The organism is Paenibacillus sp. LHD-117 (assembly GCF_030929555.1).
In the GTDB taxonomy this organism is placed as follows: domain Bacteria; phylum Bacillota; class Bacilli; order Paenibacillales; family Paenibacillaceae; genus Pristimantibacillus.
Genome location: NZ_JAVFVT010000025.1, coordinates 1 through 18711, shown reverse-complemented (window position 1 = coordinate 18711; position 18711 = coordinate 1). Strand labels below are relative to the sequence as shown.

The following is an 18711-nucleotide window of genomic DNA, read 5'->3' as shown; positions in this document are numbered from 1 at the left end:
CACCTGGAGGCGATGCTCAAATGAAAAACTTAAACGTGCATGACGGAAAGTTATGGCTCGGAGACGAACCGATCAGACTGCTATCCGGCGCGATCCATTATTTCCGGATCGTGCCGGAATATTGGGAGGACAGGCTGCTGAAGCTGAAAGCCTGCGGGCTGAACGTCGTTGAAACCTACGTGCCTTGGAATCTGCACGAGCCGTTCGAAGGCAAGTTCAACTTCGAAGGCATCGCGGACCTTGAGCGGTTCATCGCGTTGGCGGGAGAGCTAGGTCTGCATGTCATCGTTCGGCCAAGCCCGTATATTTGCGCGGAATGGGAGTTCGGAGGGCTGCCTGCTTGGCTGCTGAAGGATACCGGCATGCGTCTGCGTTGCAATTACCGGCCTTTCTTGGACGAAGTGGACGCTTATTACGACGAGCTTATGCCAAGACTCGTGCCGCTTCTATCGACGAACGGCGGACCGGTGATCGCGCTTCAGATCGAGAACGAATACGGCAGCTATGGGAACGACAAGGATTATTTGAACCATTTGAAGGATGCGATCAGGAGCAGGGGAGGGGATGTCCTTCTGTTCACGTCCGACGGACCGGAGGACGCCATGCTGCAGGGAGGCATGGTCGACGACGTTTGGGCGACGGTCAACTTCGGCTCGAGAACCAAAGAATCGTTCGACAAACTGCTGGAATATCGCCCCGGACAGCCGCTCATGTGCATGGAGTATTGGAATGGCTGGTTCGACCATTGGCACGAAGAGCATCATACGAGGCCGGCGGACGATGTCGCGGAGGTGCTGGACGAAATGCTGGCGGCGGGCGCTTCGGTCAACTTCTATATGTTCCACGGCGGCACGAACTTCGGGTTCTACAGCGGAGCGAATTACGGGGATCATTACGAGCCGACGGTCACGGGCTACGACTACGATGCACCGCTCGGCGAAAGCGGGAACGTGACGGACAAGTTCCATAAGGTGCGCGAGGTCATCGGCAAATACGTGGAGCTGGGACCCCTTAAGCTGCCGGAACCGATTCCGGCCCAATCGTTCGGCACGGTGCGCATGACGGAACGGGCCAGCTTGCGCGGATCGCTCGGCGAGCTGTCTTCGCCGCAGCGCAGGGCATGCCCGGAGCCGATGGAGATGATGGGGCAGAACAGCGGGTTTATTTTATATGAAACGAAGTTGTCCGGCCCTCGTCCCGAAAACAAGCTGAATCTGCAGGATGTGCGCGACCGCGCCATGGTATTCGTCGACGGCGCGTACAAAGGCGTCATCGAGCGGTGGAATCCGGCTTCGGAGGTAAGCTTCTCCGTGCCGCCGGAAGGCGTTACCGTCAGCGTGCTCGTGGAGAATATGGGGCGCGTCAACTACGGGCCGCTATTGAAGGATTATAAAGGCATTACCGAAGGCATCCGGTTCGAGCGGCAATTCCTGTTCGATTGGACGATTCATACGCTTCCGCTCGACGATCTGAGCACCCTCCGCTTCGAGCCATCGGAATCGAACGCGGAGAATGAACCTTCGTTTTACCGGGGGACATTCGAGATCGACGAACCTGCCGACACGTTCCTGAACATGAAAGGCTGGACGAAAGGCGTCGCTTACGTGAACGGATTCAACTTGGGCCGTTATTGGGAGGTTGGCCCGCAGGAGACGCTTTATATTCCGGGTCCCCTGTTGAGAAAGGGCAGCAACGAGCTGATTCTGTTCGAACTCCACGGCGCCGCGGCACTGGAGGTTCGGCTGCAGGCGGAGCCGGTGCTAGGCTCGAGCGAAAAACAGTAGCCGAGATTTTCGATTCCCGATGAATGCGGCAAGCCGCAGCTTTAATCCCAATTCCGATATAAGAAAGGAACGGGATGGAAGTGAGGCGGATACGGCGAATGCGCGGATTCGATCGGCCGCAGCGGGTACGCGTACGTCCCGAGACCTTGCTGCGGCTGCTGGGGCATCATGCCCGGCTGCCCTTGGAGACCTTGCTGCGGCATCATCGGCTGTCCGTAATGGGGGTGCATCCCTTGGCCGGCCCATCCCCCTTGCTGCGGATGCGCGCCTTGCTGGATGAAGCCGCCATGGTTCGTCATGGCGCCGTTCGCCGTATCGCAACCGGCCGGAGGTCCGATAACGACGGTCGACTTGATCGGAGCGAGCGTATCTTTCACCTTCGCTTCGTCGAGGCAATAGTTGGCGGTGAGCACGGAAGCCGGCGTCAGGCGAAGAATATCCGATCCGAAGATGGCTTCGGGCACAGGCGCGTCGAAGATGGCGAGCAAATGGGTATGATCCTTCGTCGCGACTTCGTAATGCCACCACCCTTGCGGGACGTTGGCGACTTGGCCGGGCGCGATCGCGAAGTTAAGCAGCTGGTTCGTGAATGGATTGATCAGCGAGACGACGGCGGCGCCGGAGACGCAGTAGACGAGCTCGGATGCGTTTTGATGGATATGCGGTTCGACATAATTGCCCTCGCTTAAGAAAATATCCAGTATCGAAGTGTTGCCTAGCGTGTTTAGCTGTTTGACGGATAACGAAAGAATGTAGTTTCGGTCATCTTTTTTGAAGAACACGTTGTTCGACAAGTCGTAGGCGAACTCAGTGTTCGGCGATGCGTAATCCATATATGAAGTAGCCATGATACACGTTCCTTCCATACCCTAAGAGTGATGTGCCCAGATTAGTGTATGTGCCTGCCTAGTTCATGGTGAAAAGTGCAAAGCCCCGCCGTCTCATGAATCCGAGACCGGGGCTTCTTCTATTAAAGCACCTGCGAGAGCTTGCGGTATTCCGTCGCCGAGATGCCTTCGTGCTTGCGGAACTGGCGGCTGAAGTAGTGAATGCCCACATAACCAACGGAGTCACCGATTTGCTCGATCGTCATATCGGTTTCCCGGAGCAGCCTTCTAGCTTCGCGGTGGCGGATCGCGCTCACGTATTCGCCGGGCGGCTGCCCGACAAGCTCCTTGAACAGCTTGGCCGCGTGATCCAGGCTAAGCCCGAGCCGATCGGCGATCAGCCCGTTGGTCCAGGCCGCCGAAGGCCGCTGTTCGATCTCCTCGACCAGCTCCAGCAGCCGATTGTCGTGCTGGGAAGCGAGCGCCCGCGAACGGGAGAGCGGGAGGCGCAGCAGATGGGACAGAATGTTCAGCATAAGCGCCTTGCATGCCAGCTCGTAGCCGAGCGGCCTCATCGTAAACTCGTGGACAAGCTGCTCCATGAGGGCGACGCAGGATAACGTCGGCGTATAGACGGCTTGCTGGGACAATGGAGGGAACATGTCGGAGACGGCCTCCATCGCGAATCGGCCGGGCAGAACGGCGGGTTCGCTTACGATCATGTCGTGTTCGGTGTGGATATCCAGCTCGCCGAAGAAGTCGAAGTGAATGCCGAGGAAGCGCGTGCCTGATGCCGATACGGCTTCGTTCTGATGATAGACGCCGGAAGGCAGGAAGACGAGCTGACCGGCGGACAGCTCGTAGCGCCTTCCGTTCATGGTCGTGGCGGCTTCGCCTTGGCTTACGTATAGCAGCTCGAAATTATAGATTCGCCTGGGCGCAAGCGCGCCTCTCTCCATCCGTTGAAACTTCGCGTAATGGATGGAAGGAGACCATTCCCGGAACGCGGCCCGCCGCTGAAGCGGGAAGGCAAGATCGTTGGTTGCCATAAAGCGTCTCCACCTTTCGCAAGAGATTGAAAATGATTAACGGAATCGTGCAAATAATCGCTTGTATCGCTAAAGATAATAATGGCGTCGTCATATATTATATAAGTATTATGACAGGTTCTTAACATGATCGTAAAGACGCGGAATCGGATAAAGGGGTGGGGAGTTGAGCTCGGGCAACCAAGAACTGCCAAAACGTTACGTATGCAAGCCTGCCGTCAGGATTTCGGGTAATGGGCCCACAGGCGACGAAGCATGGCAATCTGTCGATTGGAGCCGCTGCGAAGCGGTGTCCTTATTCGATACGGTAACCGGAGAAGCGGTCCGGGAACCGACCGAAGTCCGGGCTTGCTGGCATTCCGACTACGTGTTTATCCAATTCCGGTGCACGGACCGTCATATCGTATCCCGGTTCGAGGAGCATGACGATCCGCTGTACGAGCAGGACGTCGTCGAAGTGTTCATCGACGATCGCGCGGAGGGCGGCGTTTCTTACGTGGAACTGGAGGTCAGCCCGCGCAATGTCGTTTTCGACGCAAGGATTTGGAACGACGGTTCCGGACACGTAACCGGACGGGACATCGCTTGGAATATGGAAGGGCTCCGTACGGAAGTGCTGGAAGGAGAACACATGCTTATGTACCTTCTGGCCGTCCCGACTGCCCATTTCTCCAGGAAACCCGAGCCGGGAGCGAGCTGGCTGGTCAACTTCTACAGAATTGACGAGAATGCGGAGGGCATCCGCGAATTTCAAGCCTGGAGCCCGACGGGAGCGATTAACTTTCATATGCCGTCACGATTCGGCGAACTTATTTTCGAAGATCATGAATCCATAGACGAGTGAGGGAGGAACGGAAGATGAAAAAAGGGATTAACATTTGGTCGTTCGCGGAGGGGACTTCGATTCCGGATGCGATCGCGCTTGCGAAAAAGGCGGGGTTCGACGGCATCGAGCTTTCGCTGAATGAATCCGGCGAGCTTGGCCTGGATGCGGGCGACAAGGAAATCCGCGAGATTCGAAGCCGGCTGGAGGACGCGGAGCTGGAGATTGCGGGACTCGCGACCGGTTTGTACTGGTCGTATGCCATGACGAGCGAGGACGAACGCAACCGGTCCAAAGCGGTCGACGTCTGCAAGAAGCAGCTTGAGGTTGCCGCGGCGCTCGGCGTCGATGCCATTCTCGTCATTCCAGGCGCGGTGGGGGTCGATTTTATACCGGGCGCGGAAGTGGTGCCGTACGACAAAGCCTACGACCGCGCGCTCGAAGCGATCGGAAGCCTGGTTCCTTACGCGGAAAGCGCGGGGGTGTCCATCGCGATTGAGAACGTATGGAACAAGTTCTTACTGTCGCCGCTTGAGCTGCGAACGTTTATCGATGCGCACGGCTCTCGTTATGTCGGCTCCTACTTCGACGTAGGGAACGTCGTGCACAGCGGATATCCGGAGCATTGGATCCGCATTCTCGGCGAGCGGATCAAGAAGGTTCATTTTAAGGATTACAGGCGTCAGGCAGGCGGGTTGCACGGCTTCGTCGACCTTCTGGCAGGCGATGTGAATTATCCGGAAGTTGTGTCCGCGCTGAAGGAAATCGGATACGACAACTACGTGACGGCAGAGATGATTCCGCCTTATACGCATCATGCCGAGCAAATCATTTTCAATACTTCCGGAGCGATGGATGCCATTCTGGGCCGTTCCAAGCGCTAACCATAACAAGGGATAAGGGGAGAACGCGCGATGCTAAAAATCGGATTGATCGGATTCGGCTTCATGGGACGCATGCACTTCGACAATTACGTGAGATTAATGAAGGAAGGCGCCGATATTAAGCTGGTGGCAATCTGCGACATGCGGATCGAAGAGCTGAAGAACGGCGCTGCTTGGGGCAACATCGCAACGGAGCAGTCCGTTTATGATCTGACGCCTTATACGCTCTATGATTCCATCGAGACAATGCTGGCGAGCGAAGAGCTGGACATCGTGGATATTACGCTGCCTACGCCGCTGCATGCGGACTTGACTTGCTCGATGCTGGAGCGCGGCATTCACGTGTTGTGCGAGAAGCCGGTTGCCCGTACGTCGGAGGAAGGCTGGCGTATGGCGGAAACGGCGAAACGCACGGGCAGCACGCTCATGATCGGGCAATGCCTGCGGTTCTGGCCGGCCTACGAATATTTAAAAGCATGCGTCGAAGACGGGCGTTACGGTTCCGTCCTGGCGGGCACCTTCTTCCGCGGAGGCGGATTGCCGCAGGCTTGGTTCCTGAACGGCGAGCAAAGCGGAGGCTGCATGGTGGATATGCATATCCACGATACGGACGTCATCAATTGGCTGTTCGGCAAGCCGGAGAGCGTATCCTCCATCGCGCGCAACGTGATCCCGGGCAGTGCCTACGATATCGTCTCGACCAATTACGTTTATCCCGACGGCAAAGTATTGAACGCGCAAGCCGATTGGACGCTGCAAGGAGACTTCGGCTTCGCGATGACGTTCCGCGTCAACTTCGAAGGGGCGAATCTCGTGTTCGAGAACAATGCGCTGAAGGTGAACCCTTATGATGGCGAAGGATTCGTCGCGGATTTGTCCCCGGACATGGGCTACTACCGAGAAATCAAGTACTTCGTCGAATCGGTCGGCAAGGGCGAGCCGGTATCGGTGTGCTCGCCGGAGAGCGCTGTACAGTCACTCGAAATCGTCGAAGCGGAGATCAAATCCGCGGACCGCAAAGGCGCTTACGTCAACGTATAATCATCGATAACGATCAAGGCTTCTATCCGCAGGGATGGAAGCCTTTTTCGTTGGCCTCCGCCGGAAGGGCGCACTGCGCGTCTGAGAGAGAGCCTGCTAAGGCGTCGCTTCGTCCCATTTGCAATGGAGCCCGCGTTCATACTATGATGGATGCATTCGAGAACCGAGGCCGAAAGCTGCTTCCGGACGAAGGAGATTAGAAACGATGGGCATGTCCAATTATCCGATCGAACAATTCAAGAAGCTGAAGACCGAAGTGACCCGTTTTATGATGATGTATCAATTCGCGCTGAACGAACTGGAAACCAAAATCGAGATCGTAAAGGAAGAATTCCAGTTCCTGCACGATTACAACCCGATCGAACATACGAAGTCGAGAGTGAAGTCTCTGGAAAGCATTATGAATAAAATCAGCCGCAAGGGCATTACGTTCTCGCTGGAAGACATTAAACGGGAAATCAAAGATATCGCGGGGCTGCGCATTACTTGCTCTTTCATATCCGATATCTATCAAATCAGGGATATGCTGCAGAATCAATTCGACCTGCACATTCTCGAAGTGAAGGATTATATCGAGCAGCCGAAGCCGAACGGGTACCGCAGCTTGCATTTGTTGGCGGAAGTGCCGGTCAATATGTCGGACGGCCGGGAGAGCGTGTGCGTCGAAATTCAAATCCGCACGATCGCGATGGACTTCTGGGCGAGCCTCGAGCATAAAATATTTTACAAATACAATCAGTCCGTTCCCGCAAGGCTCATCCAGGAGCTGAAGGAAGCATCGGACTCGGCGAACCGGCTGGATCAGCAGATGGAGAGGCTGCACCGCGAAATCTCAGTCATCAAGGAAAGCCAAGGCGGCGACGATAGCGAAGAGCTGACCCGCCTGCTTATGAACAACAAGGCGTTCCAGCTGCCAACGGCTTTGCTCGAGCTCGGAAGAGAGACGGAGTAGTCCGTTCCGAACGATACATGCGCGACCGCGGCAAGCCTCATATCCGGAGCCGTTTCGAATCATCGAACTCTTTCATCCGCTATTGGACAGAAGAATCGTTTTTTAGTAGGATAGTAGAAACGGAAAGAGAGAGTACAGTGACTAGAGCGATAGGGGTTGATAGGATGCTGCAGCTGGGCTCCAAGGTGATCATTGTAGCGGATCAATATGAACAGAACCTTCCCGTCGGGGAGTATGGGTATATAATTGCTTACGACCGCAATGCGGATAACGTTTTTGACTACGTGGTCAGGGTGCCGAAGTCGAACCGCAACTTTTTGCTGCCGGACGAGGACGTCGAGCTGGAGGACGTGTTGTACCAGCTCGAAGCGGACAGGATCGAGCGGGAGGCGCTTATCGATTACGCCCTCGCCACGCATAACGAGGAATTATTTTACCGGATTATGAAAGGCGAGCAAGAACAAGAGGAAGAAGACGATAACGCAGCCAAGGAACCGCTAAGCCGCGAAGACTTCATTCGTCAGGTGAATCTGAAGGCTTGGATTTAACCGAACATCGTCTTCGATCATACGCGAAGAAACAGAGGCAGAGCGATCTGCTTCTTTTTTTGTGCCCTTGCCTTGCATGGCGCTCGCTTTCGCGGGCTTCCTAATTGCTGTCGGCGGCAGATGTAGGCTATAATGGTGGGAATGACCGAAGCTGAAGCAGAGAAGGAGAGTTACCGATGAGCATAACGCTGAAGGATGTCGAGCATGTGGCGAATCTGGCGCGGCTGGAATTAACGGATGCGGAGAAAGCGCAGTTTACCGACCAACTGAACGCCATTCTGAAATACGCGGAGAAGCTGAACGAGCTGAATACGGACGATGTCGAGCCGACCAGCCACGTGCTGCCGATTACGAACGTCATGAGAGACGACGTCCGCAAGGAATCGCTGCCGATCGAGAAGGTGCTGCTGAACGCGCCGGATGAAGAAGACGGACAAATTAAAGTACCTGCGGTACTTGAATCATAATCAAGGTGTCATCGAAGGGAGGAGCTACTGTTGGCATTGTTCGACTTACGCCTGCAGGAAGTACATAACAAACTGAACAACAAGGAGCTTTCCGTTACCGAGCTGGTGGATAGCTCTTACGATCGGATCGCGAAGACGGAACCGGCCATCCAGGCTTTTCTTTCATTAAATGAAGACGGCGCTCGCACGCAAGCCGCCGAATTGGACAAGACGCTGCAGCAAGGCGGAGAGAAGGGCCTGCTGTTCGGCCTGCCGGCCGGCATCAAGGACAATATCGTGACCGAAGGTCTGACGACGACATGCGCAAGCCAATTCCTCAGCAATTACAAACCGATCTATAACGCGACGGCGGCGCGCAAGCTGAACGCGGCGGATGCCGTCACGATCGGCAAGCTGAACATGGACGAATTCGCGATGGGCGGCTCGAACGAGAACTCCAGCTTCTACCCGACCCGCAACCCGTGGAATACCGATTACGTGCCGGGCGGCTCCAGCGGCGGCTCCGCGGCATCGGTCGCGGCCGGACAAGTCTATTTCTCGCTGGGCTCCGACACGGGCGGCTCTATTCGCCAGCCTGCCGCATATTGCGGCATCGTCGGCTTGAAGCCTACCTACGGCCTCGTCTCTCGTTTCGGTCTGGTCGCGTTCGCCAGCTCGCTCGATCAGATCGGCCCGCTGACGAAGAACGTCGAGGATTCCGCGTACGTCCTGCAAGCGATCGCGGGTTATGACGCCGGCGATTCGACGTCCGCGAACGTGGACATTCCCGACTACACGGCCGCGTTGACCGGCGACGTCAAGGGTCTCCGCATCGGCGTTCCGAAGGAGTATCTCGGCGCGGGCATCGACCCCCGCGTGAAGGAAGCCGTCGTGAACGCGCTGAAGGTATACGAATCGCTCGGCGCGACGTGGGAGGAAGTATCCCTGCCGCATACGGAATACGCGATTGCAGCTTATTACTTGCTCGCTTCCTCGGAAGCATCGTCGAACCTCGCACGGTTCGACGGCGTGAGATACGGCATTCGGGCGGACAACCCGGACAACTTGATCGACCTGTACCGCAAGTCCCGCAGCCAAGGTTTCGGCCCCGAAGTGAAGCGTCGGATCATGCTCGGTACGTACGCGCTGAGCTCCGGCTATTACGACGCTTACTATTTGAAGGCCCAGAAAGTACGCACGCTGATCAAAGGCGACTTCGACAACGTGTTCAAGCAATATGATCTCATTATCGGCCCGACGGCGCCGACGCCCGCGTTCCGCATCGGAGAGCAGGTCGGCGATCCGCTTACGATGTATTTGAACGATATCTGCACGATTCCGGTGAGCCTGGCAGGCGTTCCGGCCATCAGCATTCCGTGCGGAACCGCCGACGGCCTGCCGATCGGCCTGCAAATTATCGGCAAGGCGTTCGACGAATCGACGGTGCTGCGCGCGGCTCACGCGTTCGAAGCGCATACGGACTATCACAAGCTGCGTCCGCAGCTGTAATATGAGCGGAAAGGAACGATAAGAAGAATGTCAGTAACGAACAAATACGAGACGGTCGTCGGACTGGAAGTGCATGTCGAGCTTCATACGAACAGCAAAATTTTTTGCGGCTGCTCGACGGCCTTCGGCGCTCCGCCCAACACCCATACATGTCCGGTCTGTCTCGGACATCCCGGCGTATTGCCGGTGCTGAACCGGCAAGCCGTCGAATACGCGATGAAAGCGGCAATGGCGCTGAACTGCACGATTGCCGACATCAGCAAGTTCGACCGCAAAAACTACTTCTACCCGGATTCGCCCAAAGCGTACCAAATCTCGCAATACGATCAGCCGATCGGAGAGAACGGCTGGATTGATATCGAAGTGAACGGAGAGACCAAAAGAATCGGCATTACTCGCCTTCACTTGGAAGAAGACGCCGGCAAGCTGACGCACGTGGACGGCGGTTACGCGTCTCTCGTCGACTTCAACCGCGTCGGCACTCCGCTCGTGGAGATCGTCTCCGAGCCGGACATCCGCACGCCAGAGGAAGCGAAGGCTTACCTGGAGAAGCTTCGCGCGATCATGCTCTACTGCGACGTTTCCGACGTGAAGATGGAAGAAGGCAGCCTGCGCTGCGACGCGAACATCAGCTTGCGTCCGTACGGCCAGGAGAAATTCGGCACGCGTGCCGAGCTTAAGAATATGAACTCCTTTCGCAGCGTGCAGCGCGGTCTCGAATATGAGCAAATCCGCCAAGCGGACATTCTCGACGGCGGCGGCGAAGTCGTGCAAGAAACGCGCCGCTACGACGACGCTGTCGGCAAATCGTTCTCGATGCGCGGCAAGGAAGAAGCGCATGACTATCGTTACTTCCCGGACCCGGATCTGGTCCGGCTTCATATTAGCGAGGAGTGGAAGGAGCGCGTGCGCGCTTCCATCCCGGAGCTGCCGGATGCGCGCAAGTCCCGTTACCAGGCGGACTACGGCTTGTCTTCTTATGATGCCGACGTCATCACGGCTTCCAAGAAGCTCGCGGACCTGTTCGAAGAGAGCTTGTCCTATACCAAGGACGCGAAGTCCGTGGCAAACTGGGTCATGGGCGATTTGCTCGGTTACCTGAACGCGAACGGCCTCGAGCTGGCGGACGTGAAGCTTACGGGCCAAGGGCTTGGCGAGATGATCGGCTTGCTCGAGAAAGGCACGATTAACGGCAAAATCGCCAAAACCGTGTTCAAAGCGATGCTCGAGAACGGCAAGCTGCCGGGGCAAATCGTCGAAGAGCAAGGCCTCGTCCAAATTAGCGACGAAGGCGCGATTATCGGCATCGTCGACGCGGTCATCGAGCGCAACCCGCAGTCCGTGGAAGACTTCCGGGCGGGCAAGGAGAAGGCGATCGGTTTCCTTGTGGGACAAATCATGAAGGAAACGAAGGGCAAAGCCAATCCGGCGCTCGTGAACAAGCTGTTGCTTGAACGTCTGGGCTAGTACTTGCACCCATCATAATCAAGGCGCGGTTCATCGCTATAGGTGAACTGCGCTTTTTTGAATTCCACGTACAAGTTGGACATATAATTTTAAACCATTAAAGAGAAGGGTTGGGGTTGCAATGATGACGGCTGGCGCTATGATGGAAAGTCCTTGGATAATCAGCGAGTGGGACATTGCCGCCCGGCTCGCGCTTGCTCTCATATTCGGGGGGGTTATTGGATTCGAACGGGAATCGTCCAATCACGCGGCGGGCTTCCGGACGAATATTCTCGTTTGTTTGGGGGCTTGCCTCCTTATGTTATTATCGATCTATGGATTCGCCGATTTCGTGGAAGAGCCGAACGTTCGGGTAGATCCGGCCCGGCTCGCGGCAGCCGTTATTACGGGCGTCGGATTTCTCGGCGCGGGCACGATTCTTTTTACGGGCAAATCCATTACGGGTTTGACGACAGCCGCATCACTATGGGTCGTAGCGGCGATCGGACTGGCGGTGGGCGCTGGTTTCTATTTCGCCTCGACGATCGTTACGATCATGGCGTTATTGACGTTATGGGGATTCAATAAGCTGGAGAAACGTTTTATTAACGCGAAGAAAGACCGTCTGATCAAGATCGAGGCCTACGATTTGTCCGCTAGGCTAGGGAGCATCAATGCCGTGCTTGATCGACGCAAAATATCGGTACGCAAAATGACGATGGAAGATATCGAGGCTGACGAGCGGGAAGGCTGCGATGCTTCGACTAGGCTTGTGCTACATGTCGTGATGCCGACTCGCAAGAAGGATTCCGCTGTTATTTTGCTTGATGAGCTCAACAAATTGGAGGGCGTACGTTGGGTAAGCTTCGAATAGAACATCGGAAACGGGCTTGGCTGACCGCCTTGCTGGCTTTCCTGCTTCCGGGAATGGGGCATGTTTACAACGGCCATTATTCGAGAGGATTCCTGCTCTTGTCATCGCTGCTGCTGAACTATACGGCAATATTCCGCTTAGCGAATTCGGACGGGGGCAGGCATTTGCTTCTGATCGTTTATTTGGGGATGCTGCTTCCCGTCTTTTATTTCGTTAGCGTCTTCGATTCTCTGCAGCATAAAGCGGCTCGCGAAGAAGAGCAATTACCCGTCAGGCTACTGCATGGCATTTTGCTGGCTGTATCGGGGATGGTGATGATGATTCTGATCAAGCCGCCGGACATGCTGCTTCCGTGGATGAACGAGCTTGCCGAGCTGATCGTCGGCCCGCTGCTCATGATGCTTGCTTGTTTTATCGTATTGTCAGTCATGGAGAGAGGAGAGTTCACCGTGTTTAAACTAGGGCGCATCACGTCGGCCATCCTCATTCTTGCCGTTGGAGCGCTGCTTCTCTGGGATCAGGCGAGCGGCAGCAATTTTATCGTGATGCTCCTGGAATGGTGGCCGATCCTCTTCGTTGTGCTTGGCATCGAGATCATCTTGTACAGCACGGTGCTTCGGGCCAAAGCCGCCAAGCTGAGGTTGGACTTGTCCGGGGCTGCCGCAGCGCTGGTAGTTGCGGTTACGGCATATTCGGTAACCCAGTTTGCCGATTTCCCCGTGCGTTGGCTGGACCAATTCAACGTCGATCTGAACGGGCTGGTCGATTACGGGGAAGAGAAAGGATACCGGTTCGAAAAAAATGTCACGAAAGTGCTCGTCGATGAGAAGCTAGCTTCGATTACGATCAAAAACATGAACGGCGACGTGAGCCTTCGCGCAGGCGACGTAGATGAAATCGAACTGTACGCCACGGTATGGGTGGACGCGGCCGACGAATCCGAATCAAAGAAGATCGCGGAGCAATCGACCGTAGACGTTACGCCCGGCGGAGAAATCGTGATCGAGAGCAAGGGGCAAATGTATGGTGCCGATAACAACCGGATTCCGAAAATGAATTTGACCGTCGTCGTCCCGCGGTTCGAGCCTCTAGCGAAGGAAACCCCTCCCGTCGGAACGCAGGCACCTGCGGATACGGGGACGGATTCGAATGCCGGCGACGAACCGGTATCATCGGATCTTCTTCCGACGGCAACGCCGGGATCACCTCCGCTGGAAGCGACATCGACCGAGACGCTGCCGAGTGGACCGGCCGAATCCCAGCTCGGCCAAGAATCGGAATCCGCAACCCCGCCCGAAGAAGAGTCCCCATCGGCCGTTCGAGTGATGATCGAGGTCGGCAACGGTTCGACTGATGTTGAAGGATTGGTTGCCGAAGACGGCCTGACCGTGAAGAGCGGCGACGGCATGATTCGAATTGCGCAGATGACGGGATCTCTGGCCGTGCAAGGGAACAGCGGCAGCATCGAGGTTGATGCGATTGCAGGAGAGAGCAGCCTGGAGATGAAGAACGGCGAGATCTTGGCGGAGCGCGTAACCGGCGGAACGTTATATGCGACAACGTCGAACGGCAACGTGAAGCTGGTCGATATCCAAGACGACGTGGAAGCGGAGACGAAAAACGGCAGCATTGCGATTAACGGGGCTAACGGAGCGGTAAAAGCCAATACGATGAACGGCGGAATCTCAGTCGACAGCAGCGTGGTCGGCGGCAATTGGGATTTGGACAGCTCCGTAGGCGAAATCGTAGTTAGGCTCCCGGAGCTGGGGGACTACTCCCTGTACGGTTCGGTAACTTTTGGCAAGATCGAATCGGAACTGCCTTTCGAGCAAATCCGCAAAACCATTCGCGGCACGGCGGGGGAAGGTACTTACCGCATTCATATTAACGCGACGAACAGCATAACCATTGAGAGTCGGGCAACCCGATAGAGTGCGCTTTCATTGACAAAATCTTTAGTCTGAACGTACAATAGATTGTAACGACTACAAAGAAAGGCGTGAGGGGAATGGCAGCCAACGTTCATACGGCACTGGAACAACTAAAGATGAATGGCGTCCGTATGACCCCGCAGCGACACGCCATATTGGGATACTTGATGGAAACCAAGGCGCATCCGACCGCGGATGAAATTTACAAGGCGCTTTCGCCGGCGTACCCGAGCATGAGCGTCGCGACGATTTACAATAATTTAAGGTTGTTTGTAGATGCCGGCTTGGTTCGCGAATTGACTTACGGCGACGATTCCAGCCGTTTCGATGCCGATCTGTCGGATCATTATCATGCGATATGCAAGAGCTGCGGCCAAATCGTCGACTTCGGTTATCCACCGCTGCTGGAGGTCGAGAAAGTCGCTTCGAAGGAAACCGGATTTGCCGTTCACGGCCACCGCATGGAGATATATGGATTATGTTCGGTTTGCAACACTTAAGGGACGTCTACCGTCTATAGAATAGGATATGCCATAACGATAACGTGCTGGGCAGCGTTCAAACGCTACTTATTGCACGTTTTTGTTTGAACCGGAACAAGAATCAGACTACATCGACAGCCAAGGAGTGTGAAGGATTGGAAACGAATTACATCCGTTCGCCGCGCCGCAAACGGAGAGTCGGATTTATGACCTTATTATTTCTGTTTATAGTGTCCGCTATCGCTACTTTCGCGTGGTTCGGATATATGAAATATATTCCAAGCAGGGAATTCCAGCATCCATCGTACGCGGTATCCAATCCGATTATGGTAAACGGTGTGGAAGCCGAGCATGGAGCGTTAATCGAGAACGGAGAGGTGAAGCTGCCTTTGCCGGTTCTCGAGCGATTATTCGCCGAGGACAAGCCTATTCATTATGAAAGCGCCACGGGAACGATTGTGCTGACCAGCGCGGATAAAGTGCTTCGGCTCAAGACGGACGCGCTTACCGGCATTTTGAACAAGCAGCCCTATAAGCTGACGATCGCGTCAGAAGTAACGAACGATACCGTTTATATCCCGGTGACTCCGCTCGAAGAACTCTATGGCTTAAAAGTCGAATATAACACGGAGAGCGGCGTCGTCACGCTGTTTAAAGAAGGGGAAACGGTGCAGCTTGCCGAAGCCTTGCCGGATAATGGGACTGCTATCCGTACGGCGCCATCCATTCGAGAGCCATATTTGCTGAAAGTTCCGCAGGGCGAGACCGTTCGCGTCTGGCAAGAGGTTGACGGCTGGTTGCTCGTTCAGAGCAAGCAAGGCCATATCGGGTACGTTAAGCAAAAGGAAATTAAGCTTACGCAAACCGAAACCGTCTCGATCGCTGAACGCAATGAGCCTTTTGTTCCTTGGAAGCAAGGACAGAAGATCAATCTGACATGGGAAGCCGTCTATGAGCGGAAGATCGATCCGACCAAAATCGGCGAGATGCCCGGCGTCAACGTTGTAAGCCCGACCTGGTTCGAGCTTACCGACGGCAAAGGCACGATCAAAGGCAAAGCCGATCCGGCTTACGTGAAGTGGGCGCATGATCGGGGCTACCAGGTGTGGGCGTTGTTCAGCAACGGCTTCGAGCCGGATCGGACGACGGAAGCGCTGGCGACAGTGGAGTCCCGGTTCGTTATGATCCAGCAGTTGCTCGCTTTTGCGGAGATGTACAAGCTGCAAGGTTTTAATATCGATTTCGAAAACGTGTATACCAAAGACAAGGAGAACCTCGTCCAGTTCGTGAAGGAGCTTACCCCGCTTTTGCACGAAGCCGGGTTGGTCGTATCAATCGACGTCACGCCGAAGTCGACCAGCGAGATGTGGTCGATGTTCCTGGATCGCGAAGCGCTTGGACGCACCGTGGACTATATGATGGTGATGGCCTACGACGAGCATTGGGCTTCGAGTCCGAAGTCGGGTTCGGTCGCCTCGCTTCCATGGACGGAGCGTTCCATTACGCGCATTTTGGAAGAAGATAACGTGCCCGCAAGCAAGCTGATCTTGAGTATGCCGTTGTACGCGAGAATATGGAGCGAAAAGGCGGGAGCGGACGGCAAGGTTGAGGTAACATCGAAAGCGGTCGGCATGGAGCGGGTGAAACAGATTATCGCCGAGAAGAAGCTCGTGCCCGTCAAGGATGCTGCCTCGGGGCAGAACTACATCGAGTATTCGGAAGAAGGCGTCAAACAACGGATCTGGATCGAAGACGACTTATCGATGAAAGCGAGGGTCGAGCTTGCGCGCAAGTATGATCTGGCCGGCGTGGCCACATGGCAGCGGGCATTCCAGACCCCATCCATTTGGAACACGATTAACGAAACGCTGACGAAATAAAGTCAATACTGCACTCATTCCAATAAAAAACCTCCGCGCAGGTGAGTCGATCACCATGCACGGAGGTTTATTCGTTTTCTAAGCGTTTATTTCTTCGGCCGAGGAATCCCGGGCTTGATTAGGGTCCAGCGTGAGCATCGTCCTGCAGAACATGCAGCGGTCCGTCTTGCCTAACATTTTCGTCTGGCGGCCGCATTCCGGACATTCCAGCATCGTGGCGCTCGTAGACATCATGCCGGCCCAGAAGTAAACGGCGACGCTGATTAGCAGCGAGATCATGCCGAATATCATAAAGATGCCTGCAACGATTTTCCCGGCTTGTCCCCACAACACAATTCCCGCCGTTCCAAGGATCATTATGCCCATGCCGACTAGGGTGAAAACGAGGCCCCATAAGCGGAATTCATTGATTTTTGCCGATTTGAAAAAAATTCTATTCATGTTTCAAACCCTTCCTATGACTATTGGCTTACGAAAATGAGACTGAAAAGCTACGGCGACAAGCAGGAAAGTAGGCATGCCCTGTCGAAAAAGAATAAATCTGTAGATTATTATTATAGCTTAATCGATAGCGATTAGCTATACGGAGGAACCCTGTGGAGCATATCAGAACGCATTTTATGGACATCTATCGGGATCGCCCCGGACTAGTATCCCTAGCCGTCATCGAGAATCCCTATCCCTATAACCCGCTGATCGATGGCTTGGACTTGCTTGCCCTGTTGGTAATAGACAACGAAGCAGGCGCGGAACATGCGGAACACATCCGATTGGACGGCTCGCGCGCATTGATCAGAACCGTTCATCGGGAAACGCTGCAGAGCTGGATCTCGATCGGAGAACATCGGAATATTATCGAGTGGTTAGTACGGGGGGAGATATTATTGGATCGCGACGGTTATTTGGCGGGCGTACGTGAGCGGTTACTGTTATTCCCGGAATCCATGCGTGAGCAAAAACGGTTCATCGAATTCATCGGCTTCTTAAGAACGTATTTGCAAGCCAAACAGGATCTTATGGACGGGAATATGTTGGATGCGTACAGTCATGTATTGACGGCGCTAACCCATTGGGCTCATATTGTCCTAATAGAAGAAGGCAGGCATCCTGAGCTGACGGTTTGGAAGCAGTTGAAACGCGTTCATCCTGGGGTGTACAAGCTTTACGAAGAGCTTACTGCCAGTCCGGAAACATTGGAGCAGCGGGTTCAGCTTGTTATGCTCGCATGCGAATTCTCCGTCATGAGCAAAATGAAATCCTGCTGCGACCTTTTGATCCGGATCATGAATTCGCGCAGCGAGCCTTGGAGCATAGGGGAGCTTCATTCCCACCCGTCTTTGGCGGAGCTGCATGTGGATCTTTCGCTCGTCATTCAAAAGTTGGTGAAGCGGGCGTACGTGAGGGAAGTCGCCATTATGCAGGAACCGCAGGAAAGCGGTGCGATCGAACTCCGCTATACAATAATGAATGCTTAACTTGGAATATAGCCTCTGACCGGGTACCGATCTTAACCGAACGGAATTAACCTCGGGAGAGGCTTTTTTGTTGGCGAAAGCTTGGTTCTTTATTGGGAGAAAATGATTTTTCATTTTGGTGTTGACTTGTTCGAGAATGATGTGATACATTATAACTCGCCGCTTTTCTGCGAGTGATTACAACGAATCCGACACAACATGAAGCCGATCCAAAGGCTGAAAGAAAAATGTCGAAAGTTGAAAAAAAGTACTTGCAATGAGATAGGCGAGTGTGATATATTATAAAAGTCGCCGCTGAGACAAACGGCCGACACGCAAGAAACGAAAGACAAGAAATTGTTCTTTGAAAACTGAACAACGAGCGAAACTGCCCGATCTAAAGTTTTGCGAAGCAAAACACTTCGTAAGCGTAATGATCGAAAATAGCAACAACGTTTTAGAGCTATCAAACACTTTTATGGAGAGTTTGATCCTGGCTCAGGACGAACGCTGGCGGCGTGCCTAATACATGCAAGTCGAGCGGAGTTGATGAGGTGCTTGCACCTCTGATGCTTAGCGGCGGACGGGTGAGTAACACGTAGGTAACCTGCCTGTAAGACTGGGATAACATTCGGAAACGAATGCTAATACCGGATACGCGAATTGGTCGCATGGCCGATTCGGGAAAGACGGAGCAATCTGTCGCTTATAGATGGACCTGCGGCGCATTAGCTAGTTGGTGAGGTAACGGCTCACCAAGGCGACGATGCGTAGCCGACCT

Annotated in this window: 17 protein-coding genes and 1 rRNA gene; 15 read left to right on the top strand and 3 right to left on the bottom strand. The window is 54.6% G+C overall.

Annotated features, from left to right (window positions below):
- The first annotated feature begins 20 nt into the window (after positions 1 to 20).
- A complete protein-coding gene (locus tag RB620_RS19075) occupies positions 21 to 1784 on the top strand; it encodes a glycoside hydrolase family 35 protein (protein ID WP_308097041.1) in 1764 nt (587 codons plus the stop codon).
- Positions 1785 to 1825: 41 nt separating this feature from the next.
- Here RB620_RS19075 and RB620_RS19070 read toward each other — a convergent pair whose 3' ends face one another.
- On the bottom strand, positions 1826 to 2632 hold the full coding sequence (locus RB620_RS19070; protein ID WP_308097039.1) for a cupin domain-containing protein: 807 nt from the start codon (positions 2630 to 2632) through the stop codon (positions 1826 to 1828).
- A gap of 122 nt (positions 2633 to 2754) precedes the next feature.
- Positions 2755 to 3660, bottom strand: coding sequence for an AraC family transcriptional regulator (locus RB620_RS19065; protein ID WP_308097037.1), 906 nt, complete (start codon positions 3658 to 3660; stop codon positions 2755 to 2757).
- Between the two features lie 166 nt (positions 3661 to 3826).
- On the opposite strand from RB620_RS19065, the gene RB620_RS19060 reads away from it, so the two are divergent.
- The 12 genes from RB620_RS19060 to RB620_RS19005 all read left to right on the top strand — a co-directional run bounded on the left by RB620_RS19060 (position 3827) and on the right by RB620_RS19005 (position 16476).
- Positions 3827 to 4504 (top strand): carbohydrate-binding family 9-like protein, encoded by a 678-nt coding sequence (locus RB620_RS19060; RefSeq protein WP_308097035.1) that lies wholly within the window; start codon positions 3827 to 3829, stop codon positions 4502 to 4504.
- Between the two features lie 14 nt (positions 4505 to 4518).
- On the top strand, positions 4519 to 5367 hold the full coding sequence (locus RB620_RS19055; RefSeq protein ID WP_308097033.1) for a sugar phosphate isomerase/epimerase family protein: 849 nt from the start codon (positions 4519 to 4521) through the stop codon (positions 5365 to 5367).
- A 30-nt stretch (positions 5368 to 5397) separates the two neighbouring features.
- Entirely contained in the window at positions 5398 to 6408 is a 1011-nt protein-coding gene (locus RB620_RS19050) for a Gfo/Idh/MocA family protein (protein ID WP_308097024.1), read from the top strand.
- A 211-nt stretch (positions 6409 to 6619) separates the two neighbouring features.
- Complete coding sequence (locus RB620_RS19045; protein ID WP_374121432.1) at positions 6620 to 7360, top strand: GTP pyrophosphokinase; 741 nt, start codon at positions 6620 to 6622, stop codon at positions 7358 to 7360.
- A gap of 164 nt (positions 7361 to 7524) precedes the next feature.
- Positions 7525 to 7908, top strand: coding sequence for an ATPase (locus RB620_RS19040; RefSeq protein WP_308097017.1), 384 nt, complete (start codon positions 7525 to 7527; stop codon positions 7906 to 7908).
- A gap of 176 nt (positions 7909 to 8084) precedes the next feature.
- Positions 8085 to 8375, top strand: coding sequence for an Asp-tRNA(Asn)/Glu-tRNA(Gln) amidotransferase subunit GatC (gatC, locus tag RB620_RS19035; RefSeq protein WP_308097015.1), 291 nt, complete (start codon positions 8085 to 8087; stop codon positions 8373 to 8375).
- 30 nt (positions 8376 to 8405) lie between these two features.
- Positions 8406 to 9863: an Asp-tRNA(Asn)/Glu-tRNA(Gln) amidotransferase subunit GatA gene (gene gatA, locus RB620_RS19030; RefSeq protein WP_308097013.1), complete on the top strand. Its 1458-nt coding sequence runs from the start codon at positions 8406 to 8408 to the stop codon at positions 9861 to 9863.
- Between the two features lie 27 nt (positions 9864 to 9890).
- Entirely contained in the window at positions 9891 to 11330 is a 1440-nt protein-coding gene (gatB, locus tag RB620_RS19025; protein WP_308097011.1) for an Asp-tRNA(Asn)/Glu-tRNA(Gln) amidotransferase subunit GatB, read from the top strand.
- 142 nt (positions 11331 to 11472) lie between these two features.
- Positions 11473 to 12183: an MgtC/SapB family protein gene (locus RB620_RS19020; RefSeq protein ID WP_308097152.1), complete on the top strand. Its 711-nt coding sequence runs from the start codon at positions 11473 to 11475 to the stop codon at positions 12181 to 12183.
- Positions 12165 to 14114, top strand: a complete 1950-nt coding sequence (locus tag RB620_RS19015) for a DUF6677 family protein (protein ID WP_308097009.1) — start codon at positions 12165 to 12167, stop codon at positions 14112 to 14114. Before RB620_RS19020 ends, RB620_RS19015 begins: the two co-directional genes overlap by 19 nt.
- Positions 14115 to 14191: 77 nt before the next feature.
- Positions 14192 to 14614 (top strand): Fur family transcriptional regulator, encoded by a 423-nt coding sequence (locus RB620_RS19010; RefSeq protein WP_308097007.1) that lies wholly within the window; start codon positions 14192 to 14194, stop codon positions 14612 to 14614.
- 137 nt (positions 14615 to 14751) lie between these two features.
- Positions 14752 to 16476, top strand: a complete 1725-nt coding sequence (locus RB620_RS19005) for a glycosyl hydrolase family 18 protein (RefSeq protein ID WP_308097005.1) — start codon at positions 14752 to 14754, stop codon at positions 16474 to 16476.
- A gap of 78 nt (positions 16477 to 16554) precedes the next feature.
- On the opposite strand, the gene RB620_RS19000 is transcribed toward RB620_RS19005, so the two are convergent.
- Positions 16555 to 16908, bottom strand: coding sequence for a YgzB family protein (locus tag RB620_RS19000; protein WP_308097150.1), 354 nt, complete (start codon positions 16906 to 16908; stop codon positions 16555 to 16557).
- Positions 16909 to 17072: 164 nt separating this feature from the next.
- Here RB620_RS19000 and RB620_RS18995 point away from each other — a divergent pair, with 164 nt between their 5' ends.
- Positions 17073 to 17951: a nucleotidyltransferase-like protein gene (locus RB620_RS18995; protein WP_308097004.1), complete on the top strand. Its 879-nt coding sequence runs from the start codon at positions 17073 to 17075 to the stop codon at positions 17949 to 17951.
- 454 nt (positions 17952 to 18405) lie between these two features.
- A 16S ribosomal RNA gene (locus RB620_RS18990) occupies positions 18406 to 18711 on the top strand; the annotation flags it as partial.

What these genes read in the sequence shown, in the direction of transcription:
- RB620_RS19075 (WP_308097041.1), top strand. Translation starts at nt 21, where the DNA reads ATGAAAAACTTAAACGTGCATGACGGAAAGTTATGGCTCGGAGACGAA.
- RB620_RS19070 (WP_308097039.1), bottom strand. Translation starts at nt 2,632, where the DNA reads ATGGCTACTTCATATATGGATTACGCATCGCCGAACACTGAGTTCGCC.
- RB620_RS19065 (WP_308097037.1), bottom strand. Translation starts at nt 3,660, where the DNA reads ATGGCAACCAACGATCTTGCCTTCCCGCTTCAGCGGCGGGCCGCGTTC.
- RB620_RS19055 (WP_308097033.1), top strand. Translation starts at nt 4,519, where the DNA reads ATGAAAAAAGGGATTAACATTTGGTCGTTCGCGGAGGGGACTTCGATT.
- RB620_RS19050 (WP_308097024.1), top strand. Translation starts at nt 5,398, where the DNA reads ATGCTAAAAATCGGATTGATCGGATTCGGCTTCATGGGACGCATGCAC.
- RB620_RS19045 (WP_374121432.1), top strand. Translation starts at nt 6,620, where the DNA reads ATGTCCAATTATCCGATCGAACAATTCAAGAAGCTGAAGACCGAAGTG.
- RB620_RS19040 (WP_308097017.1), top strand. Translation starts at nt 7,525, where the DNA reads ATGCTGCAGCTGGGCTCCAAGGTGATCATTGTAGCGGATCAATATGAA.
- gatC (WP_308097015.1), top strand. Translation starts at nt 8,085, where the DNA reads ATGAGCATAACGCTGAAGGATGTCGAGCATGTGGCGAATCTGGCGCGG.
- gatB (WP_308097011.1), top strand. Translation starts at nt 9,891, where the DNA reads ATGTCAGTAACGAACAAATACGAGACGGTCGTCGGACTGGAAGTGCAT.
- RB620_RS19020 (WP_308097152.1), top strand. Translation starts at nt 11,473, where the DNA reads ATGGAAAGTCCTTGGATAATCAGCGAGTGGGACATTGCCGCCCGGCTC.
- RB620_RS19010 (WP_308097007.1), top strand. Translation starts at nt 14,192, where the DNA reads ATGGCAGCCAACGTTCATACGGCACTGGAACAACTAAAGATGAATGGC.